This window comes from Pseudomonas costantinii (assembly GCF_001870435.1).
Lineage (GTDB): Bacteria > Pseudomonadota > Gammaproteobacteria > Pseudomonadales > Pseudomonadaceae > Aquipseudomonas > Aquipseudomonas costantinii.
Genome location: NZ_MDDR01000004.1, coordinates 37,661 through 55,565 on the forward strand (window position 1 = coordinate 37,661; position 17,905 = coordinate 55,565).

General features: G+C 60.2%; 17 protein-coding genes. 11 read left to right on the top strand and 6 right to left on the bottom strand.

Features of this window, described 5'->3' with window-relative positions; genetic code table 11:
• Positions 1–18: 18 nt before the first annotated feature.
• On the bottom strand, positions 19–1,551 hold the full coding sequence (locus BFL40_RS01590) for an AhpA/YtjB family protein (RefSeq protein ID WP_071482764.1): 1,533 nt from the start codon (positions 1,549–1,551) through the stop codon (positions 19–21).
• 134 nt (positions 1,552–1,685) lie between these two features.
• Here BFL40_RS01590 and serB point away from each other — a divergent pair, with 134 nt between their 5' ends.
• Entirely contained in the window at positions 1,686–2,900 is a 1,215-nt protein-coding gene (serB, locus tag BFL40_RS01595) for a phosphoserine phosphatase SerB (protein WP_071482765.1), read from the top strand.
• A 127-nt stretch (positions 2,901–3,027) separates the two neighbouring features.
• On the opposite strand, the gene asd is transcribed toward serB, so the two are convergent.
• From asd to BFL40_RS01610, 3 genes are read right to left on the bottom strand one after another with little or no spacing between them, the layout of a single operon-like run.
• Positions 3,028–3,888 carry an archaetidylserine decarboxylase gene (gene asd, locus BFL40_RS01600; protein ID WP_071482766.1) on the bottom strand — a complete coding sequence of 287 codons (861 nt, stop codon included), beginning with the start codon at positions 3,886–3,888 and terminating at the stop codon, positions 3,028–3,030.
• A 16-nt stretch (positions 3,889–3,904) separates the two neighbouring features.
• Positions 3,905–4,720, bottom strand: a complete 816-nt coding sequence (locus tag BFL40_RS01605; RefSeq protein ID WP_071482767.1) for a rhodanese-like domain-containing protein — start codon at positions 4,718–4,720, stop codon at positions 3,905–3,907.
• Positions 4,721–4,778: 58 nt separating this feature from the next.
• Complete coding sequence (locus BFL40_RS01610; protein WP_071482768.1) at positions 4,779–6,314, bottom strand: HDOD domain-containing protein; 1,536 nt, start codon at positions 6,312–6,314, stop codon at positions 4,779–4,781.
• Positions 6,315–6,480: 166 nt separating this feature from the next.
• Between BFL40_RS01610 and motA the strand changes: the two genes are divergently transcribed.
• On the top strand, positions 6,481–7,332 hold the full coding sequence (gene motA, locus BFL40_RS01615) for a flagellar motor stator protein MotA (protein ID WP_071482769.1): 852 nt from the start codon (positions 6,481–6,483) through the stop codon (positions 7,330–7,332).
• A 3-nt stretch (positions 7,333–7,335) separates the two neighbouring features.
• Positions 7,336–8,358, top strand: a complete 1,023-nt coding sequence (motB, locus tag BFL40_RS01620) for a flagellar motor protein MotB (protein ID WP_071482770.1) — start codon at positions 7,336–7,338, stop codon at positions 8,356–8,358.
• A 49-nt stretch (positions 8,359–8,407) separates the two neighbouring features.
• Here the strand turns inward: motB and rsgA are convergent, their stop codons facing one another.
• A complete protein-coding gene (gene rsgA, locus BFL40_RS01625; protein ID WP_071482771.1) occupies positions 8,408–9,439 on the bottom strand; it encodes a small ribosomal subunit biogenesis GTPase RsgA in 1,032 nt (343 codons plus the stop codon).
• A gap of 108 nt (positions 9,440–9,547) precedes the next feature.
• Between rsgA and orn the strand changes: the two genes are divergently transcribed.
• Entirely contained in the window at positions 9,548–10,090 is a 543-nt protein-coding gene (orn, locus tag BFL40_RS01630; RefSeq protein ID WP_003171343.1) for an oligoribonuclease, read from the top strand.
• A 77-nt stretch (positions 10,091–10,167) separates the two neighbouring features.
• Entirely contained in the window at positions 10,168–10,785 is a 618-nt protein-coding gene (locus BFL40_RS01635; RefSeq protein ID WP_174555606.1) for a trimeric intracellular cation channel family protein, read from the top strand.
• Here the strand turns inward: BFL40_RS01635 and queG are convergent.
• Positions 10,782–11,846 carry a tRNA epoxyqueuosine(34) reductase QueG gene (gene queG / locus BFL40_RS01640; RefSeq protein WP_071482772.1) on the bottom strand — a complete coding sequence of 355 codons (1,065 nt, stop codon included), beginning with the start codon at positions 11,844–11,846 and terminating at the stop codon, positions 10,782–10,784. The genes BFL40_RS01635 and queG overlap by 4 nt on opposite strands.
• A gap of 63 nt (positions 11,847–11,909) precedes the next feature.
• On the opposite strand from queG, the gene BFL40_RS01645 reads away from it, so the two are divergent.
• The 6 genes from BFL40_RS01645 to hfq all read left to right on the top strand — a co-directional run bounded on the left by BFL40_RS01645 (position 11,910) and on the right by hfq (position 17,903).
• Complete coding sequence (locus BFL40_RS01645) at positions 11,910–12,770, top strand: NAD(P)H-hydrate dehydratase (RefSeq protein ID WP_071482773.1); 861 nt, start codon at positions 11,910–11,912, stop codon at positions 12,768–12,770.
• A complete protein-coding gene (gene tsaE / locus BFL40_RS01650; RefSeq protein ID WP_071482774.1) occupies positions 12,758–13,228 on the top strand; it encodes a tRNA (adenosine(37)-N6)-threonylcarbamoyltransferase complex ATPase subunit type 1 TsaE in 471 nt (156 codons plus the stop codon). The genes BFL40_RS01645 and tsaE overlap by 13 nt, the downstream gene beginning before the upstream one ends.
• A 15-nt stretch (positions 13,229–13,243) precedes the next feature.
• Positions 13,244–14,665, top strand: coding sequence for an N-acetylmuramoyl-L-alanine amidase (locus tag BFL40_RS01655; RefSeq protein WP_071482775.1), 1,422 nt, complete (start codon positions 13,244–13,246; stop codon positions 14,663–14,665).
• Positions 14,665–16,578, top strand: a complete 1,914-nt coding sequence (mutL, locus tag BFL40_RS01660) for a DNA mismatch repair endonuclease MutL (RefSeq protein WP_071482776.1) — start codon at positions 14,665–14,667, stop codon at positions 16,576–16,578. The genes BFL40_RS01655 and mutL overlap by 1 nt, the downstream gene beginning before the upstream one ends.
• On the top strand, positions 16,578–17,549 hold the full coding sequence (gene miaA, locus BFL40_RS01665; protein WP_071482777.1) for a tRNA (adenosine(37)-N6)-dimethylallyltransferase MiaA: 972 nt from the start codon (positions 16,578–16,580) through the stop codon (positions 17,547–17,549). The genes mutL and miaA overlap by 1 nt, the downstream gene beginning before the upstream one ends.
• Positions 17,550–17,642: 93 nt before the next feature.
• Positions 17,643–17,903 (top strand): RNA chaperone Hfq, encoded by a 261-nt coding sequence (gene hfq, locus BFL40_RS01670; protein ID WP_071482778.1) that lies wholly within the window; start codon positions 17,643–17,645, stop codon positions 17,901–17,903.
• The last annotated feature ends 2 nt before the right edge of the window (positions 17,904–17,905 follow it).

Genomic DNA, 17,905 nt, shown 5'->3' on the forward strand with positions numbered 1-17,905 from the left:
TGGGGGCGGCGGTGTTCTTTAGTGCTTGGCGCGGGTCTCATGCATCCGCGCCAACTGGCGCTCCAGCATTGACGGATACGGCTCCATCAACCGCTCCACGCAACTGGCCCCTTCAGGGCTGGCAATCGGGCGGATACGCGCGCGTTGGCGGATCAGCGTGTCTTCACTGATCTTGCGCTCTACCAGCAGCAGGTTGCGGCTGTGTTGAGACAAGGCCAGTGCGTCCTGGGCGATTTCAGTGAGCAACAGGTCAATCTGGCTCATGCCAAACAGATCGTCGCCCACCGTCAGGCCCAGTTGCAGTTGCAAGGTAATGCCGCTGTCAGCCACTTCGATTTGCAGAGCATGGCCCAGGGCACGCAACAACTCGCCGCAGCAGATGGCGTTGGTCAGGTAGTCTTCGCCGCTGTCTTCGCTGTGGAACAGCATCAGCGTGCTGCCATCGTTCAGGGTGTGCAGCTCGCTCTGATACAGCGAGGCGGCCTGGTCGAGGCAATCGCGATAACGCTCCAACAATTCTGTCAGACGGGCGCGGGGCAGGCGGCGCAGTTGGTCTTGTGCACCCAGTTGCACGGCTAAAACAGCACTGTGCTGGGGTTCGGTGTTTTTTACCGGTATTGGTGCGGGCGCAATAGTGGGTGTGGCGGAAGAGTTGTCGCGCAGGTCGGCGAACGGATCTTCATCATCCAGTTCATCTTCTTCAGCCTTGACCACCTGCCGTGTCGTAGGCTTGAGGCCTGCCACCGGGGCGCCCTCGTCAAAGCCTGGTTCACGCAGGTCGCGCACTTCAAACTCAGGCTCGTCTTCGTAATCGGTGTCGTCGTACTCAGGCTCGGGTTGAGCCTCGGGTACTACCGGTTCCGGCGCGAAGCTGGCATGGAGTTGGCGGGCGAGGTCGCCGATTTCATCCTGACGATCGGTGGCCGGGGTGTGCTCGTCGATATCCCGCAGCCAAATGCGCAGTTGCATCAGCGGTGTGGAGATATGCCGACCCAAGCGCAAGCTCAAAGCCAGGGCCAACGCCAGCAGAATCGCACTGAGGATGCCCATGCTTTGCAGGCTGATGGTCATCGGCTGCTGGAATTGCTGCATATCAAGGCTGATGCGCAGTTGGCCGGCCTTTACATCCTGAAAGGTGATGTTGCTCGAATACAAACCTTCGGCTTCACCCAGCAGGCCGTTTTTCGGGCGTTGCCCGGCTTCGGCCATGATCCGGTTGTCCACGCTGTAGATGGCAGCGTGGGCCACCAGCGGGTTCTTGGTCAGGTTATTGAGCAGCACGTTGAGGCTGAGGATGTCGTTGGACACCAACAACTCAGTCGCCGAGGTGGCGGTCTGGGTCGTCAAACTCTCGCCCAGGGCGTCGGCTTGCTCGTGCATGGCCTGTTTGAACTGCAAACCCATCACACAGGCGTAGATCACCAGGGCCAGAGCGACCAGGATCACGTTATGGCTGGCGATGCGTAATGCGATCGGTACACGGCGGTGGCGCAGTGCCCGGAAGATCAGCAGGAAGAAGTTATCGGTTTTTACTGGCGTGGGCCGGTTCACTTGCGCTCGGCTCTTTTGTCCGTGAAGTTGACGCGCAGTATAGCGACAGGCCTGGAACCGGCAAAGCGCTGGCTGTGCCCGGTGGTCACTGAAAGTGGGTAGAATGCGATTTTTTTCCAGCCTGGGGGTGCGCTTTGCGCGAAATTGTCCTGATAAACATCACTGGTGTTGACCGCCCGGGTCTTACCGCAGCCATTACTGGTGTTCTGGCCCAGGGTGGTGTGAACATTCTCGACATCGGTCAGGCGGTGATTCACGACACCCTGTCGTTTGGCATCCTGGTGGAAATCCCGAGCACCGAGCAGGCGTCTTCTGTACTGAAAGACATCCTGTTTACGGCGTATAAGCTGGATCAACAGGTGCGTTTCACTCCGGTGTCCGAAGAGGATTACCAGCAGTGGGTCGCCGGTCAGGGCAAGAAACGCCACATCGTGACCCTGCTGACTCGCAAGGTCACCGCCGAACAACTGCAACGCGTCAGCTCTATTACGGCGCAGTACGGTTTGAATATCGACCACATCGACCGTCTGTCGGGTCGTATGCCGCTGGACACCCCAGCCGATAAGGGTAAGGGGTGCATCGAGTTCTCCGTACGTGGCGAACCGGCTGATCCGCAAGCCTTGCGTGCTGAATTCCTGAGCGTCGCCCAAGAGCTGAATGTCGATATCGCCTTCCAGGAAGATTCACTGTTCCGCCGTAACCGTCGCTTGGCGGTGTTCGACATGGACTCGACGTTGATTGAGGCCGAAGTCATCGACGAGTTGGCCAAAGCCGCCGGTGTGGGTGAACAGGTCTCCGAGATTACTGAGCGCGCGATGGCCGGTGAGCTGGACTTTCGCGCGAGCTTCAAGGAGCGCCTGGCGCTGCTCAAAGGCCTGGATGTCAGCGTGCTGGATTCGATCGGCGCGTCGCTGCGCCTGACCGAAGGCGCTGAAACCCTGTTCGCCGAACTTAAGCGCCTGGGCTACAAGACGGCGATCCTGTCCGGTGGCTTCACCTACTTCGCCAAGCAATTGCAGGCCAAGCTGGGCATCGACTACGTGTTCGCCAATGAGCTGGAAGTGGTGGATGGCAAAGTGACTGGCGTGGCGGTAGAGCCGATTGTCGACGCACAGCGCAAGGCGGATCTGCTGAAGGAACTGGCCCACAAGGAAGGCTTGCGTCTGGAGCAGACCATTGCGGTCGGCGATGGCGCCAATGACTTGCCGATGCTGGCGATTGCCGGGCTGGGCGTGGCGTTCCGCGCCAAACCGCTGGTGAAGCAGTCAGCCAAGCAGGCGATTTCGACCTTGGGGTTGGACGGTGTGTTGTATCTGCTGGGCTTTCGCGACCGTGATGGTCAGCTCTAAACCCAATTGATCGTTCCCACGCTCTGCGTGGGAATGCCGCCCATGACGCTCCGCGTCAGCTTTTAAAGGCGTGACGCGGAGCGTCACCGGATGCATTCCCACGCGGAGCGTGGGAACGATCAAAGGGTCAGGCCTTTGGCAATGCGATGCCTTGACCCATTTGCACCGGCGTACCCGCCACCAACTCTTCTGCCCACTTAACCTGGTCTGGCCCGAACAATACGATCGCGGTCGAACCCAGCTTGAAGCGGCCCAACTCCGCACCTTTCTCCAGGTGAATCGGCGCGCGGGCAGCTTCGTCGTAGCGGAAGGTTTTCAGCTCACGTTTCGGCGGCGTCACCAGCCCGGCCCACACGGTTTCAATCGAAGCCACGATCATCGCACCGACCAATACCACAGCCATTGGCCCGCGTTCGGTGTCGAAAATGCAGGCAACGCGTTCGTTGCGGGCAAACAGCTCTGGCACATTTTCGGCGGTGGTCTGGTTCACCGAGAAGATGCGGCCCGGAATGTAGACCATCTCGCGCAGGGTGCCAGCGAGTGGCATGTGCACACGGTGGTAGTCCTTCGGCGACAGGTAAACAGTCGCGAAGTCGCCGCCCATGAACGGTGCGGACAAGGCAGCATCGCCACCCAGCAATTCCAGCACGCTGAAACTGTGGCCCTTGGCCTGGAACACACGGCCATGCTCAATCGGGCCAAGCTGGCTGATCGCGCCGTCGGCCGGGCTCAACACCGCACCGGGGGTTTGATCCAGCGGGCGGGCGCCGTCTTTCAGTGCACGGGTGAAGAAGGCGTTGAAGTGCTCGTAGGCGGTCACGTCTTCAACCAGGGCTTGGGACATGTCCACTTGATAGCGCTTGGCGAACCAACTGGTGAAGGCGTTCTTGAACCAGCGCACGCGGCACTCGGCGATGCAGCCGGCCAAGCGCGACAGCAAGTGATGCGGCAGCAAGTACTGGCTGAGGATAAACAACTGCTTTTTCATGAAGTGTCCTTAAACCTTAAATCTCAACGGGGGTGTCGGGGTGGTTGCCCCATTCGCCCCAGGAACCGGCATAGCCTTTGACTCGCGGATAACCGAGCGCTTTGGCCACAAGGTAAGTGAAGCCAGAGCGATGGTGAGTCTGGCAGTGAGTGATGATTTCTTTGTCTTTGGTCAGCCCCAGGTCTTCGAGGATCTGCGGCATGTCGCGGCGGATGCGCAGGTTGCGCGCCTTGTCCATGCCTGCGGTCCATTCAAAGTTCACTGCGCCGGGGATGTGACCCCCCTTGGCCGCGAGGACTTTTTCGCCGGAATATTCCAGTGGGCCGCGTGCATCCCAGATACCCAGGTCAGCCGCGCCGAGGCGGCTTTGCAGGTATTCGCGGGTGGCGGTAGGGCCGTCGTGCAGCGTCAGGCTGACTGGGCCGCCAACGGGGGCGGGCACGTCGGTGGAGACCGGGTGTTTGCCTTCCAGCCAGGCCAGCAGGCCGCCGTCGAGGTAGTGGTATTTCTGGTGGCCGATCACGTCGAGCATCCAGATAAAGCGCCCGGCCCAACCGCCGCCCTCGTCGTCGTAGACCACGTAGGTCGCGTCCGGGGTGTGGCCCAGTTCGCCGAAGAGTTTTTCCAGATCCGACTTATGGGGCAGCAAACCGGGTGCCGGTGGCTGGCCCAGTTGGGTACGCTTGGGGTCAACGAAATGCGCGCCGGGGATATGCCCTTCGGCGTAGCGGGCGGCACTGGTGAGGTCCACCAGAATCAGGTGCTCGGCATCGAGGCGACCGAGTAGGTCGCTGGATTCGATCACCAGCGGCAAGCCAGAGAAGTCAGGCATGTGAGGTCTCCTGGGCACAAATGTTGGCGATAGAAAGAGGGCGATTGTAGCGCAAGCATCAGGCGCTGCGGTTGGTAAAGCTGTGCAGGGCTTTTTCGATGCATTGGGCGGTTTTGCCGAAGGCCTGCACGGTGGTTTCCGAGAACGGCCCGCCGCCCTGGTCGGCGACCATCAACATCACCACGCGACCATTGCAGCTCAGCGAGCGCAACAGTAGATGCTCGCCGGTGAACAGGCGACGCAGGATCGGCGGCAGCAGCGCGGAAAACTGCGCGTGGTTGTCCGGCGTGAGGCGTACCTGGGCGGACTTCTCCAGCAGGCGCTGTAGCAGCGTGCTGTTGACCACATCCAGGCTCAAGTTCGCGGCATCCTTCGGCAAACCGTCGGCTTGATGTACGCGCAAGGTGCTCAAGGCGCGATCCGCCATGAACAGCAATACCCGCTGCATGCCACTGGCGACCAAGGCTTCCTTGGCGCAGGTGGTCAGGTGCATGGCGTTAGCAAAGCGGCTCGGTTCTACCAGCAGTTCGGTACAGCGCTTGCGCCACACGGCCAGAGCCTCGGCAGTGGGTGGCGGTGCTGGCAACAGGCCGCGATGGATTTTTTGCACGTGCCACGGCCAGATCAGCGACAGCGCCGGATGCCAGAGGTCGGGCATCAAGGTGGTGCGAGCGCTGGTCACCGCGTGCTGGTGAACCTGCTGTTGCACGTCACCCAGCGGCTCTTGCAGGTACAGTGCGGTGAGGTATTGCCAGCGCTCGGTGTGCGGGCAGGTCCAGGACTCCTGGGCTGACATCGCCAAACCGTTGGCCAGCAGCACGGTGTTGGCCGGCTGGTTCAGCCAGCGGCGCAGGTTAGGTTCAGCGTCGAGCAATTGCTGGTGGCGCAAGGCGTCATCTTCGCGGGCAATATGCAGCGCCTTGACCAGCAAACGCTGCTCGGTCAGCAGTAGGTGGTAGCCCTGGGATACCCAGATCGGCAGGTGCCAGGCTTCGGTCAAACCAAGGCACAGGTCCAGCAGGCGTACGCCGAACAACGCTTGCTCGACCTGGCGCGCCGATTGGCCTTTGTGGATAACCCGCAACTCCCACTCTTCCAAGAGCTTGGGGTAGGCGACGGCCATCGGCCACAGCGGTGACAGAAACAGCAGGCTGCCCCAGTGAATGTCTTGCCACAGCCGCGCCAGGCGACTGGCAAACAAGCCGCTGGCTTGCTGGGATGCGTGCTGACTTACCAGCAACAGCTGGCGCAAGGTCACAGGGATTTCATTGGCAGGCACCGAGGGCAGGCGCGCGAGCAATTCTTCGGCGCGTTTCAAGCCGAGGCGGTTAAGCGCGACTTCGAGGTTCTCCGCCGGTTCCGCCATGCTGCCGTGGGTGTGGCTGTTCGCCTCGCGCATGACGCTGAGCACCAGCGCCGGACTGTTTTGCATCAGCTCGGCAATGTCTCGTAATGAGCTGCGGTTGTCGCGAATGGCTTTGCACACGCGTTCGTGGCTGGCCTGGGGAACAGGCAGCCGCACGTCGTCCAGGCGCTTGATCCAAGCGGCGAGGGTGGTGGGTTTTGCAGTTGGGACTGTCGTTTCATTAGCCATGATTGGGGCGCGATCATCACTTGCGGTCAACACGCCCGGAAAGGGCTGAACTGGCTTTTCGCCTTAACGGGCTATAGTCTGGCGCAGTTTTGCCGATAAGTAGAACAAGAGTTTTCAGCTGCACCCAATATGTCCATGAACCCGACGGCGCAAGTACAGATCCCCTATGGCTAAAATTATCGGCATCATCGTCGTCATCGCAAGCGTGCTCGGTGGGTACGTTCTGTCCCACGGTAAAATTGCCGCGCTGATCCAGCCTTTCGAAGTGCTGATTATCGGCGGTGCCGCGTTTGGCGCATTCTTGCAGGCCAACCCCGGCTACATGACCTTGCACGTGATCAAGAAGTCGCTGGGCATGTTCAGTTCACGCTTCTCCCACACCTTTTATCTGGAAGTGCTGGGGCTGATCTACGAGATCCTCAACAAGAGCCGCCGCGAAGGCATGATGGCCATCGAAGGCGACATCGAAGACGCCGCCGCCAGCCCGATTTTCGCCAAGTACCCGGCGGTGCTCAAAGATGAGCGCATGACCGCCTACATCTGTGATTACCTGCGCATTATGTCCTCCGGCAACATGGCTCCCCACGAGCTGGAAGGCTTGTTCGACATGGAGCTGTTCAGCCTTAAAGAAGAGCTGGAGCACCCGTCCCACGCCGTGACCGGCATCGCCGACGGCATGCCCGGTTTCGGTATCGTTGCGGCGGTACTCGGTATCGTGGTGACCATGGCATCCCTGGGCGAAGGCGACCAGAAGGCCATCGGTATGCACGTGGGTGCGGCCCTGGTGGGTACCTTCTTCGGTATTCTCGCGGCCTACGGTTTCTTCGGCCCACTGGCCACTTCCCTGGCTCATGATGCCAAGGAAGAGGTCAACCTCTACGAAGCGATCAAGGCGTGCCTGGTGGCTTCGGCGTCCGGCATGCCGCCGTCGCTGGCGGTGGAGTTCGGGCGCAAGGTGCTGTACCCGAAACATCGCCCAAGTTTTGCCGAGCTGGAACAAGCGGTTCGCGGTCGCTAAATCATGGAAAACAACCAGCCGATAATCATCAAGCGCGTCAAGCGCTTCGCTGCGGGGCACCATGGTGGCGCCTGGAAAATCGCCTTTGCCGACTTTGCGACGGCGATGATGGCGTTCTTCCTGGTGCTGTGGTTGATGTCCACTGCCACGCCTGAACAGAAGATCGCCATCGCCGGTTACTTCAAAGACCCGATTGGCTTCTCGGAAAGTGGTACGCCTTTTGTAATCGATTTGGGTGGCTCGCCGCAGTTGGCACCTGAACGCACCATCAACCCCGAGATCAAGACCGAGTCGCCCCAGGAAAATATTCCGATCGAGCGCGACACTGTCGAGTCTATGGCCGAGCAGGTTGAGAAGGAGCGCCTGGAGCTGTTACTGCAAGAGTTGCAGACCAAGGTTGAAGAAAATCCGCAGTTGCTGAAATTCAAAGATCAGATTTCCTTCGAGATCACCCCGGAAGGCTTGCGCATTCAGATCACCGACGCCGCCAACCGGCCGATGTTCGACTCCGGCAGCGCACGCTTGAAACCGTACTTTGAAGACATCTTGCTGGCCATGGCCGACACCATCAAGGCGGTGCCGAACAAGATCAGCATCAGCGGCCACACCGACGCCAAACCGTATGCGGGCCAGGGTGATTTCGGCAACTGGGAGCTCTCGGCCAACCGTGCCAACGCCGCACGCCGTGCGCTGGTAGCGGGCAGCTATCCGGACCCGCAAGTGGCGCGCGTGGTGGGTTTTGCCTCCTCGCAGCTGTTTGATCCCAAGGACCCGTTCAATCCGGTTAACCGTCGTATTGATATCGTCGTGCTGACCAAAAAGGCCCAGCGCGCGATTGAAGGCGATCAAGGTGCAACACCGCCGGTGCCGACTCCTGGAGCGGGCGCGCCAGGCGAAGTGCCAGCCGATCCGAACGCCATTCCGCCAGGTCAGGAGCCGTTGCCTGCCCATGAGCTGCGCCAGAAGCTGAACCTGTTTGATGATGGTGGAGTGAAAGACCCTACGGTGCCTGCGAAGGGGTCGTAATCCCCATGCAAAAAGGCCGCGATGATCGCGGCCTTTTTGTTTGTGCGGTTTAGTAACTGCTCTCAGGCAAGCTCGCAATAATCGAGCGATAACTGTTCATTCGCTGCTGCTGCACACGGCCATCTTCCAGCGCCTTGAGCAGTGCACAGCCCGGTTCGCGGTCGTGTTTGCAGTCGCGGAAGCGGCAGGTGCCGATCAGGTCGTTGAACTCGATGAAGCCCGCTTCCACATCGCTGCGGCTGACGTGGCCGAGGCCGAATTCACGAATACCCGGGGAGTCGATCAACTCACCGCCGCCCGGGAAATGGAACAGCCGCGCGGTGGTGGTGGTGTGGGTGCCCTGGCCGGACAGTTCCGACAGCGGACCAACACGGGTTTCGACTTCCGGCAGCAGGCTGTTGACCAGCGATGACTTGCCCACGCCCGACTGGCCGACAAACACACTGATGTGGCCGTCCAACTGCTGTTGCAGCTGTTCCATGCCATTGCCGTGATGCGCCGAAACTTCCAGCACCGGGTAACCCAGCGTGCGGTAGACCGCGAGTAGGGCATTGAGCGCCGGAGCGTTCTGTTCGTCGATCAGGTCGAATTTGTTCAGCAGCAACAGCGGGCGAATGCCGGCATGCTCAGCCGCGACCAAGTAACGGTCGATCAGGTTGGCATGGGGCTCGGGCAGCGGCGCGAACACGATCACGATCATGTCGACGTTGGCCGCCACCGGCTTGAGCTGGCCGCGGCTGTCCGGGCGGCGCAGTTCGGTGGTGCGCGGCAACTGGGCGACGATTACGCCGATGCCCTGGTTGCCGGCCCGCCAGACCACTTTGTCGCCGGTGACCAGCGCAGGCAAATTGGCGCGCAAGTGGCAACGGAACACCTGGCCCGCGAGTTCGCCTTCCAGCGCCTCGACTTCGACCTGCACACCAAAGTGCGCGATCACCAGGCCCGTTTGTTCAGGACCCAGGTCGCCGCCCTCGAGCGCTTCTACGGCGGAGGATTCACGTTTGGCGGCGCGTGCAGCGCGTTCACCCTGAATCTTTTCGATGCGCCAGTTTTGGCGACGATTGAGCTGGCGTTTGGCCATTGGTGTTCCGTGTCGATAATGCAAAGGTTAGGTAAAACGGTCGCGAGTCTAGCACGCCCCTGCCTGCTAAACTGCGCAGCTACGCCAAGGTGCCAAGAGAATAGAGCCATGCAAAACCCACAGAACCTGATTTGGATCGATCTGGAAATGACCGGTCTGAACCCCGACACCGACGTCATCATCGAGATGGCGACCATTGTCACCGACAGCAACCTCAACACCTTGGCCGAAGGTCCGGTGATCGCCATTCATCACAGCGACGCCGTACTCGCCACCATGGACGAGTGGAACACTCGCACCCATGGCAACTCCGGCCTGACCCAGCGCGTGCGCGACAGCCGTATCAGCATGGCTGAAGCCGAAGCTGAAACCATCGCTTTCCTGGAAAAATGGGTGCCGAAGGGCAAGTCGCCGATCTGCGGTAACAGCATCTGCCAGGACCGTCGCTTCCTCTATACCCATATGAAGGGCCTTGAAAGCTATTTCCACTACCGCAATCTGGACGTGTCGACGCTCAAGGAACTGGCTGCGCGCTGGGCGCCGGAAGTCAAAGACAGCTTCCATAAAGGCAGCACGCACCTGGCGTTGGACGATATTCGTGAGTCGATTGCCGAGTTGCAGCACTACCGCAAGCATTTCATCAAGGCTTGATGTTGCAGATTGCGGGTCGCCCTCTTTTGGTGCCATCACCAAATGATTAGACTGCGCGCCTATTTGTCTGGATTGCCATCATGCTGTTGATGCTCTACCTCATCGCCATTACCGCCGAAGCGATGACCGGCGCCTTGTCCGCCGGTCGGCGCGGCATGGATTGGTTTGGCGTGGTACTGATCGCCTGTGTCACTGCCCTGGGCGGTGGTTCGGTGCGTGACGTATTGCTGGGGCATTACCCGCTGACGTGGGTCAAACACCCGGAATACCTGGTGCTGACCTCCATCGCGGCATTGGTGACGATCTTTATCGCGCCGTTGATGCGGCGTTTGCGCTCGCTGTTTCTGGCGCTGGACGCCGTGGGGCTGGTGGCCTTCACCTTGATCGGCTGCATGACCGCCCTGGAAATGGGGCACGGCATGCTGGTGGCGTCGGTCAGCGGGGTGATTACAGGGGTATTCGGCGGCATCCTGCGGGATATTTTCTGCAACGATATTCCACTGATCTTCCGTCGCGAGCTGTACGCCAGCGTGTCGTTCCTCGCTGCCTGGTTTTACATGCTCTGCCTTTATCTGGAGCTGCCCAGTGAGCAAGCGATTCTGCTGACCCTGTTCAGCGGCTTTTTATTGCGCCTGCTGGCCATCCGTTTTCACTGGGAAATGCCCAAGTTCGTCTACAACGACGACGTGCATTAACGTGTGGCGTGCTGGTTCAACGCCCACTCCACGTGTTCGCGTACCAGCTCTGACGGGTAATCCCGGCGCGCCTTCAAGGCTTCCAACACCGGAATGCTTGATGGCGCATTGCCCAGACCCACCGCAAGGTTGCGAAGCCAGCGCTCATAACCGGCGCGGCGCAGCGGTGAGCCTTCGGTGCTGCTGAGGAATTTATCTTCGTCCCACATAAATAGTTCGGCCAGCTCCGCGTTATCCAGGTTATGCCGTGGCTTGAAATCGCCTTCGTCGGTGGCGCGCGCGAAACGATTCCACGGGCAAACGATCTGACAGTCATCGCAGCCGAATACCCGGTTGCCGATCAATGGGCGCAAATCTTCGGGGATCGCGCTCTTGAGTTCGATGGTCAGGTAGGAAATGCAGCGCCGGGCGTCTAGCACGTAAGGGCCGACGAAGGCGTTGGTAGGGCAGATGTCCAGGCACGCGGTGCAGCGGCCGCAATGTTCGGTGCTATGGGGTGCGTCGACGGGCAGCGGCAAATCGACAAACAGTTCGCTCAAGAAGAAATAACTGCCGGCTTTGCGATTGAGTACCAGGGTGTTTTTACCGATCCAGCCGAGACCGGCCTGTTCGGCGATGGCTTTTTCCAGCACCGGCGCGCTGTCGACAAAGGCGCGAAAACCGAATGGACCAATCTGCGCCTGAATGCGATCAGCCAGTTGCTGCACGCGTTTGCGGATCAGCTTGTGGTAGTCGCGGCCCAGTGCGTAACGCGAGATGTAGGCTTTTTCCGGCTTTGCCAGCAGTTGCGCCATGTGGGTGTCGCCTGGCAGATAATCCATGCGCAGCGACACCACGCGCAAGGTGCCCGGCACCAGTTCATCGGGATGGGAGCGTTTGCTGCCGTGGGCGCCCATGTACTCCATCTCGCCGTGGTAACCCGCGTCGAGCCAGCGTTGCAGGTGCTGTTCATGCTCGGCCAGGTCAAGGCCGCTGATGCCGACTTGTTGAAAGCCCAGCTCGCGGCCCCAGTCTTTGATCGATTGGGCGAGGGCGGGCAGATCGGTGGTAATGGCAGGCATGAGACAAGGGAAACCGCAGGTTAGATAGGTATAATTCTGCCAGACATCGGAGCTTGAAGACGCATGCTGCAGACAAAACACGCAATAACTGACGTTCAGCCCTTGTTGCACGGTCATTTGCCGCAACTGGCTGCACGCTCTCCGGACGCCCATAAAGGTCAGTTCGGCCACTTGTTAGTCATTGGTGGCGACCGCGGCTTTGGCGGCGCTGCGCTGCTGAGTGCAGAAAGCGCCTTGCGCAGTGGCTCAGGCTTGGTGTCGCTGGCGACCCGCCTTGAGCATGTGCCCGCCGCCCTGGCTCGTTTGCCGGAAGTCATGACCGTAGGTGTGAGCTCCGCCAATCAGTTGATGGGGTTGCTGGAAAAGATCTCGGTGATCGTCATTGGCCCGGGCCTCGGCAGTGCTTCGTGGGGTAAAAGCCTGTTATCCGTCGCCGCCAACGCCAAACAGCCACAAGTTTGGGACGCCGACGCCCTTAACCAACTGGCCACGAGTAGCGTGAGCCTGCCCGCCAATTCGGTAATCACCCCACATCCTGGCGAGGCGGCACACTTGATGGGGATATCGACAGCCGAGGTTCAGGCCGATCGACTTAAGGTTGCGCGCGCTTTGAGCCAGAAATTCAATGCAGTGGCTATCCTCAAGGGTGCTGGCAGTTTGATTGCCAGCCCGGACGGGCGTGTTTCGCGATGTGATCAGGGCCATCCGGCGATGGCCGCGGCGGGGTTGGGTGATGTATTGGCCGGTCTGGTGGGCGCATTACTGGCCCAGGGCATGCCTGCTTATGACGCCGGTTGCCTGGCCGTCTGGTTGCACGCCACCGCGGGGCATCGCCAAGGCACCTTGGGTCGAGGTTTGGCCGCCAGCGACCTGATACCTGCCATTCGTCAATTGCTGGAGGAGCAGTCGCCGTGTCTGAAGTAACCCTTTTCCTGGCCGATGAAGACGCCATGGTCGCGTTCGGTCATCGCATTGCCCAGGTCACGGCCGGTGCAGGGCTGATCTTTCTCGAAGGCGACCTGGGGGCGGGCAAGACCACGCTTTCCCGAGGGATTATTCGCGGCTTGGGCCACACGGGGGCGGTAAAAAGTCCGACGTTCACCTTGGTGGAACCCTACGAAATTGGTGGCGTGCGAGCGTTCCATTTCGACCTCTATCGCCTGGTGGACCCTGAAGAGCTGGAGTATATGGGCATCCGTGATTACTTCGACGAAGACGCGTTGTGCCTGATTGAGTGGCCAGATAAAGGCACAGGCTTTTTGCCAAAGCCGGACCTGACCATTACCATTACGCCGCATGATCACGGACGTCAGCTGAAGTTGTTGCCCCAGGGCGCGCGCGGCCAGTCGTGGTGCGCCGCTTTGGCATTGGAATTCAAATAATTGGTGGGGTTAGGTATGCGCTTTCGCGCGTTGGTTGCTGTCGTAGGGGTGTTGCTTGCGGCAATAACTGTCAATGCTCTGGCTGCTTCGCAGGTGAAAAGTGTTCGCCTGTGGCGAGCGCCGGATAACACGCGACTGGTGTTCGACCTGTCTGGCCCGGTCCAGCACAGTGTCTTTACCCTGTCGTCGCCTGATCGCCTGGTGATCGATATCAACGGTGCGACCCTGGCCGCGCCGCTGAAAGTGTCCACCGCCAATACCCCGATTACCGCCATGCGCTCGGCCCAACGTACGCCGACCGATTTGCGCGTGGTCATCGACCTGAAAAAGGCCGTGACCCCGAAAAGTTTTGTGCTGGCGCCGAACGCTCAATATGGCAACCGGTTGGTGGTCGACCTGTTCGACAACGCCGCCGATGCTGCGCCGCCGCCTGCGCCAACTCCGACCGTCGCGACCGTGCCGGCAGTGCCGGTCAACCCGTCGCAACCGCAGGTCAAGTTGCCTCCGCCGCCGCCTGCTCCAGCCGGTAAGCGCGACATTATTGTGGTGATCGACGCTGGCCACGGCGGTGAAGACCCGGGGGCCTCCGGCTCGCGCGGCCAACATGAGAAGGACGTGGTACTGGCCATCGCCCGCGAACTGCAGCGCCAGGTCAACGCAATGAAAGGCTATCGCGCCGAGCTGACCCGTACCGGCGACTACTTCATCCCGCTGCGCGGCCGCACCGAAATCGCCCGTAAGAAGGGCGCCGACCTGTTCGTATCGATTCACGCCGACGCCGCACCGTCAGCCGCCGCCTTCGGTGCCTCGGTGTTTGCCCTGTCGGATCGCGGCGCTACGTCCGAGACCGCCCGTTGGCTGGCAGACAGTGAAAACCGTTCCGACTTGATCGGTGGGGCCGGCAACGTGTCCCTCGATGACAAGGACAAGATGCTTGCCGGGGTATTGCTTGACCTGTCGATGACGGCTTCGCTGACTTCCAGCCTGAACGTCGGCCAGAAAGTCCTGAGCAACATCGGACGTGTGACATCGCTGCACAAACAGCGTGTAGAACAAGCCGGATTCATGGTGCTGAAGTCGCCGGACATTCCATCGATCCTGGTGGAAACCGGGTTTATCTCCAACTCCAACGAAGCGTCGAAGCTGGCCAGCTCCGGCCATCAACAGGCGTTGGCGCGCTCAATCAGCGCCGGTATTCGCCAGTTCTTCCAGCAGAACCCACCGCCGGGCACTTATATCGCCTGGCTGCGCGACTCCGGGAAAATCGCCCAAGGCCCGCGTGACCATCGCGTGCAACCCGGCGACACCGTGGCGATGTTGGCGGTGCGTTTCCAGGTCTCGGCCGCTACCTTGCGCAGCGCCAATAATCTGAAAACCGATGAGCTGAAAGTCGGGCAGGTGTTGACCATCCCCGGCACTGAATTGGCGGCGCAATAATGAGCGAGTCAGTCTTGAATAGCGGTTCGCGCATTGAACTGCTCAGCCCGCGCCTTGCCAACCAGATTGCGGCGGGCGAGGTTGTTGAGCGTCCTGCCTCGGTGATCAAGGAATTGCTGGAAAACAGTATCGACTCTGGTGCCAAGCGCATCGACGTCGATGTGGAGCAGGGCGGCGTCAAACTGCTGCGGGTACGCGACGACGGCAGCGGCATCTCTTCCGATGACCTGCCGTTGGCCCTGGCCCGTCACGCCACCAGCAAGATTCGCGATCTGGAAGACCTTGAACGGGTGATGAGCCTGGGTTTTCGCGGTGAGGCCTTGGCTTCCATCAGCTCCGTGGCTCGCCTGACCCTGACCTCTCGCACCCGTAGTGCCGACCAGGCCTGGCAGGTGGAAACCGAAGGCCGCGACATGGCGCCTCGGGTCCAGCCGGCTGCGCACCCGGTGGGCACTTCGGTGGAAGTGCGCGATCTGTTCTTCAATACCCCGGCGCGGCGCAAATTCCTCAAAGCCGAAAAAACCGAATTCGATCACCTGCAAGAAGTCATCAAGCGTCTGGCCTTGGCCCGTTTTGATGTGGCATTCCACCTGCGCCATAACGGCAAGACGATCCTCAGCCTGCACGAGGCCCATGATGATGCGGCGCGTGCCCGGCGTGTTTCGGCTATCTGCGGCGCGGGGTTCCTGGAGCAGGCGCTGCCGATTGAAATCGAACGTAATGGTTTGCGGCTGTGGGGCTGGGTCGGTTTGCCGACCTTCTCCCGGAGCCAGGCTGACTTGCAGTATTTCTTTGTGAATGGCCGCGCAGTGCGCGACAAACTGGTTGCCCATGCGGTGCGCCAGGCCTATCGCGACGTGCTGTTCAACGGACGGCATCCTACATTTGTGCTGTTTTTTGAGGTCGACCCGTCGGTGGTTGACGTCAACGTGCACCCGACCAAACACGAAGTGCGTTTTCGTGATGGGCGCATGGTGCATGACTTCCTCTACGGCACTCTGCACCGTGCCTTGGGCGATGTGCGGCCGGATGATCAGCTGTCGGCGCCGATTGTGACGGCAATGGTCCGTCCGAGCGGCCCGGAGGCCGGTGAATTTGGCCCCCAGGGTGAAATGAGTCTGGCAGCCAATCTGCTGCAATCGCCGCAGCCCCAGCCTTCGTACACGGCTCCTGGCTCCGGCTCGGGGGCGGGTTATCAGTATCAATACACCCCGAGGCCGCAATCGGCCGTGCCGGTGGCTGAGGCCCAGGCGGCCTATCGCGAATTTTTTGCGCCCTTGCCGGGTGCCGAGCCGGGCTCAGTCGCCTTGCCGGAAGGCGGCGGGGATATTCCGCCACTCGGCTACGCGCTGGCGCAGCTCAAGGGCATCTACATCCTCGCGGAAAACGCCCATGGACTGGTGTTGGTGGACATGCATGCCGCTCACGAGCGGATCATGTACGAGCGCTTGAAAATCGCCATGGCCAGTGAAGGTCTCAGTGGGCAGCCGTTGTTGGTGCCGGAATCCTTGGCAGTCAGCCAGCGCGAAGCTGATTGCGCCGAAGAGCACCACAGCGTGTTCCAGAAACTCGGCTTTGAATTACAGCGCCTGGGTCCGGAAACCCTGGCGATTCGCCAGATTCCTGCACTGCTCAAGCAGGCCGAGGCCAACCGGCTAGTGGCTGACGTGCTGGCTGACCTGATGGAATACGGCACCAGTGACCGCATCCAGGCGCATATCAACGAGCTACTCGGCACCATGGCTTGCCACGGCGCGATTCGTGCCAATCGCCGCCTGGCCCTGCCGGAAATGAACGGACTGCTGCGCGATATGGAAAATACCGAGCGCAGCGGGCAATGCAACCATGGCCGACCGACCTGGACCCAAATGGGCCTGGACGATTTGGACAAACTGTTCTTGCGCGGCCGTTGATGAGTGCCTTGCCCCCCGCCATCTTCCTGATGGGCCCGACGGCCGCCGGCAAGACCGACTTGGCCATTGAGCTGACCAAGGTGTTGCCGTGCGAGCTGATCAGTGTCGACTCTGCCCTGGTTTACCGGGACATGGACATTGGCACCGCCAAGCCCTCAAAAGAGCTGCTGGCCGAGTATCCGCACCGATTGATCGACATTATCGATCCCAGTGAGAGCTATTCGGCAGCCGATTTTCGTACTGATGCCCTGGCCGCCATGGCGCAGATCACCGCGCGGGGTAATATTCCGCTGCTGGTGGGCGGCACAATGCTCTACTACAAGGCTTTGCAGGAAGGTCTGGCAGATATGCCGCCCGCCGATCCTCAAGTGCGCGCCGAACTTGAAGAAGAGGCTGATCGCCTTGGCTGGCAAGCCCTGCACGACCAGTTGGCGGTGGTGGACCCTGTGTCCGCCGCGCGCATTCACCCCAATGACCCCCAACGCCTGACTCGTGCCCTGGAAGTTTGGCGTGTGAGCGGTCAGACAATGACCGAGCATCGGCAGCGACAATCTGCGCAAAGTGCTGACGCAGGCGCATCTGGACACTCACAATTGCCCTATACTGTGGCGAATCTGGCCATCGCTCCGGCAAATCGCCAGGTGCTGCATGACCGAATTGCACAAAGATTCACAATTATGTTGGAACAGGGGTTCGTGGACGAGGTCGTAGCACTGCGTTCCAGAGGTGACCTGCATCCAGGGCTGCCTTCGATACGTGCTGTAGGTTACCGCCAAGTCTGGGATCATCTGGATGGCAAGCTGACGTCAGCCGAAATGCAGGAGCGCGGCATCATTGCCACGCGCCAATTGGCGAAGCGCCAGTTCACCTGGTTGCGTAGCTGGAGCGATTTGCACTGGTTGGACAGCCTGGACAGCGACAATCTGTCACGCGCCTTGAAATACTTGGGAACGGTCTCCATATTGAGCTGAGTCCTTGCAATTGCCGTCTATCCTTGGGGGTGTGACGGCCATAAGCTATCTATTTTCCGAATTTTATTATTGATCCTTAAAGGAGTGCGGCACATGTCAAAAGGGCATTCGCTACAAGACCCTTACTTGAATACTTTACGTAAAGAGAAAGTGGGGGTTTCCATCTACCTGGTCAACGGTATCAAGCTGCAAGGCACGATCGAGTCCTTCGACCAGTTCGTGATCCTGCTGAAAAACACCGTCAGCCAGATGGTTTACAAGCACGCTATCTCGACAGTAGTTCCAGTTCGTCCGATCCGTCTGCCTAGCGCAGCCGGTGATGAAGTGGGTGACGCTGAGCCAGGTAACGCCTGATA

Coding starts and splice junctions, on each gene's coding strand:
- queG (WP_071482772.1), bottom strand. CDS start 11,846: ATGCCTGCCATTACCACCGATCTGCCCGCCCTCGCCCAATCGATCAAA.
- orn (WP_003171343.1), top strand. CDS start 9,548: ATGCAAAACCCACAGAACCTGATTTGGATCGATCTGGAAATGACCGGT.
- asd (WP_071482766.1), bottom strand. CDS start 3,888: ATGAAAAAGCAGTTGTTTATCCTCAGCCAGTACTTGCTGCCGCATCAC.
- BFL40_RS01655 (WP_071482775.1), top strand. CDS start 13,244: ATGCGCTTTCGCGCGTTGGTTGCTGTCGTAGGGGTGTTGCTTGCGGCA.
- motB (WP_071482770.1), top strand. CDS start 7,336: ATGGAAAACAACCAGCCGATAATCATCAAGCGCGTCAAGCGCTTCGCT.
- mutL (WP_071482776.1), top strand. CDS start 14,665: ATGAGCGAGTCAGTCTTGAATAGCGGTTCGCGCATTGAACTGCTCAGC.
- motA (WP_071482769.1), top strand. CDS start 6,481: ATGGCTAAAATTATCGGCATCATCGTCGTCATCGCAAGCGTGCTCGGT.
- miaA (WP_071482777.1), top strand. CDS start 16,578: ATGAGTGCCTTGCCCCCCGCCATCTTCCTGATGGGCCCGACGGCCGCC.
- hfq (WP_071482778.1), top strand. CDS start 17,643: ATGTCAAAAGGGCATTCGCTACAAGACCCTTACTTGAATACTTTACGT.
- BFL40_RS01645 (WP_071482773.1), top strand. CDS start 11,910: ATGCTGCAGACAAAACACGCAATAACTGACGTTCAGCCCTTGTTGCAC.
- BFL40_RS01610 (WP_071482768.1), bottom strand. CDS start 6,314: ATGGCTAATGAAACGACAGTCCCAACTGCAAAACCCACCACCCTCGCC.
- rsgA (WP_071482771.1), bottom strand. CDS start 9,439: ATGGCCAAACGCCAGCTCAATCGTCGCCAAAACTGGCGCATCGAAAAG.
- BFL40_RS01605 (WP_071482767.1), bottom strand. CDS start 4,720: ATGCCTGACTTCTCTGGCTTGCCGCTGGTGATCGAATCCAGCGACCTA.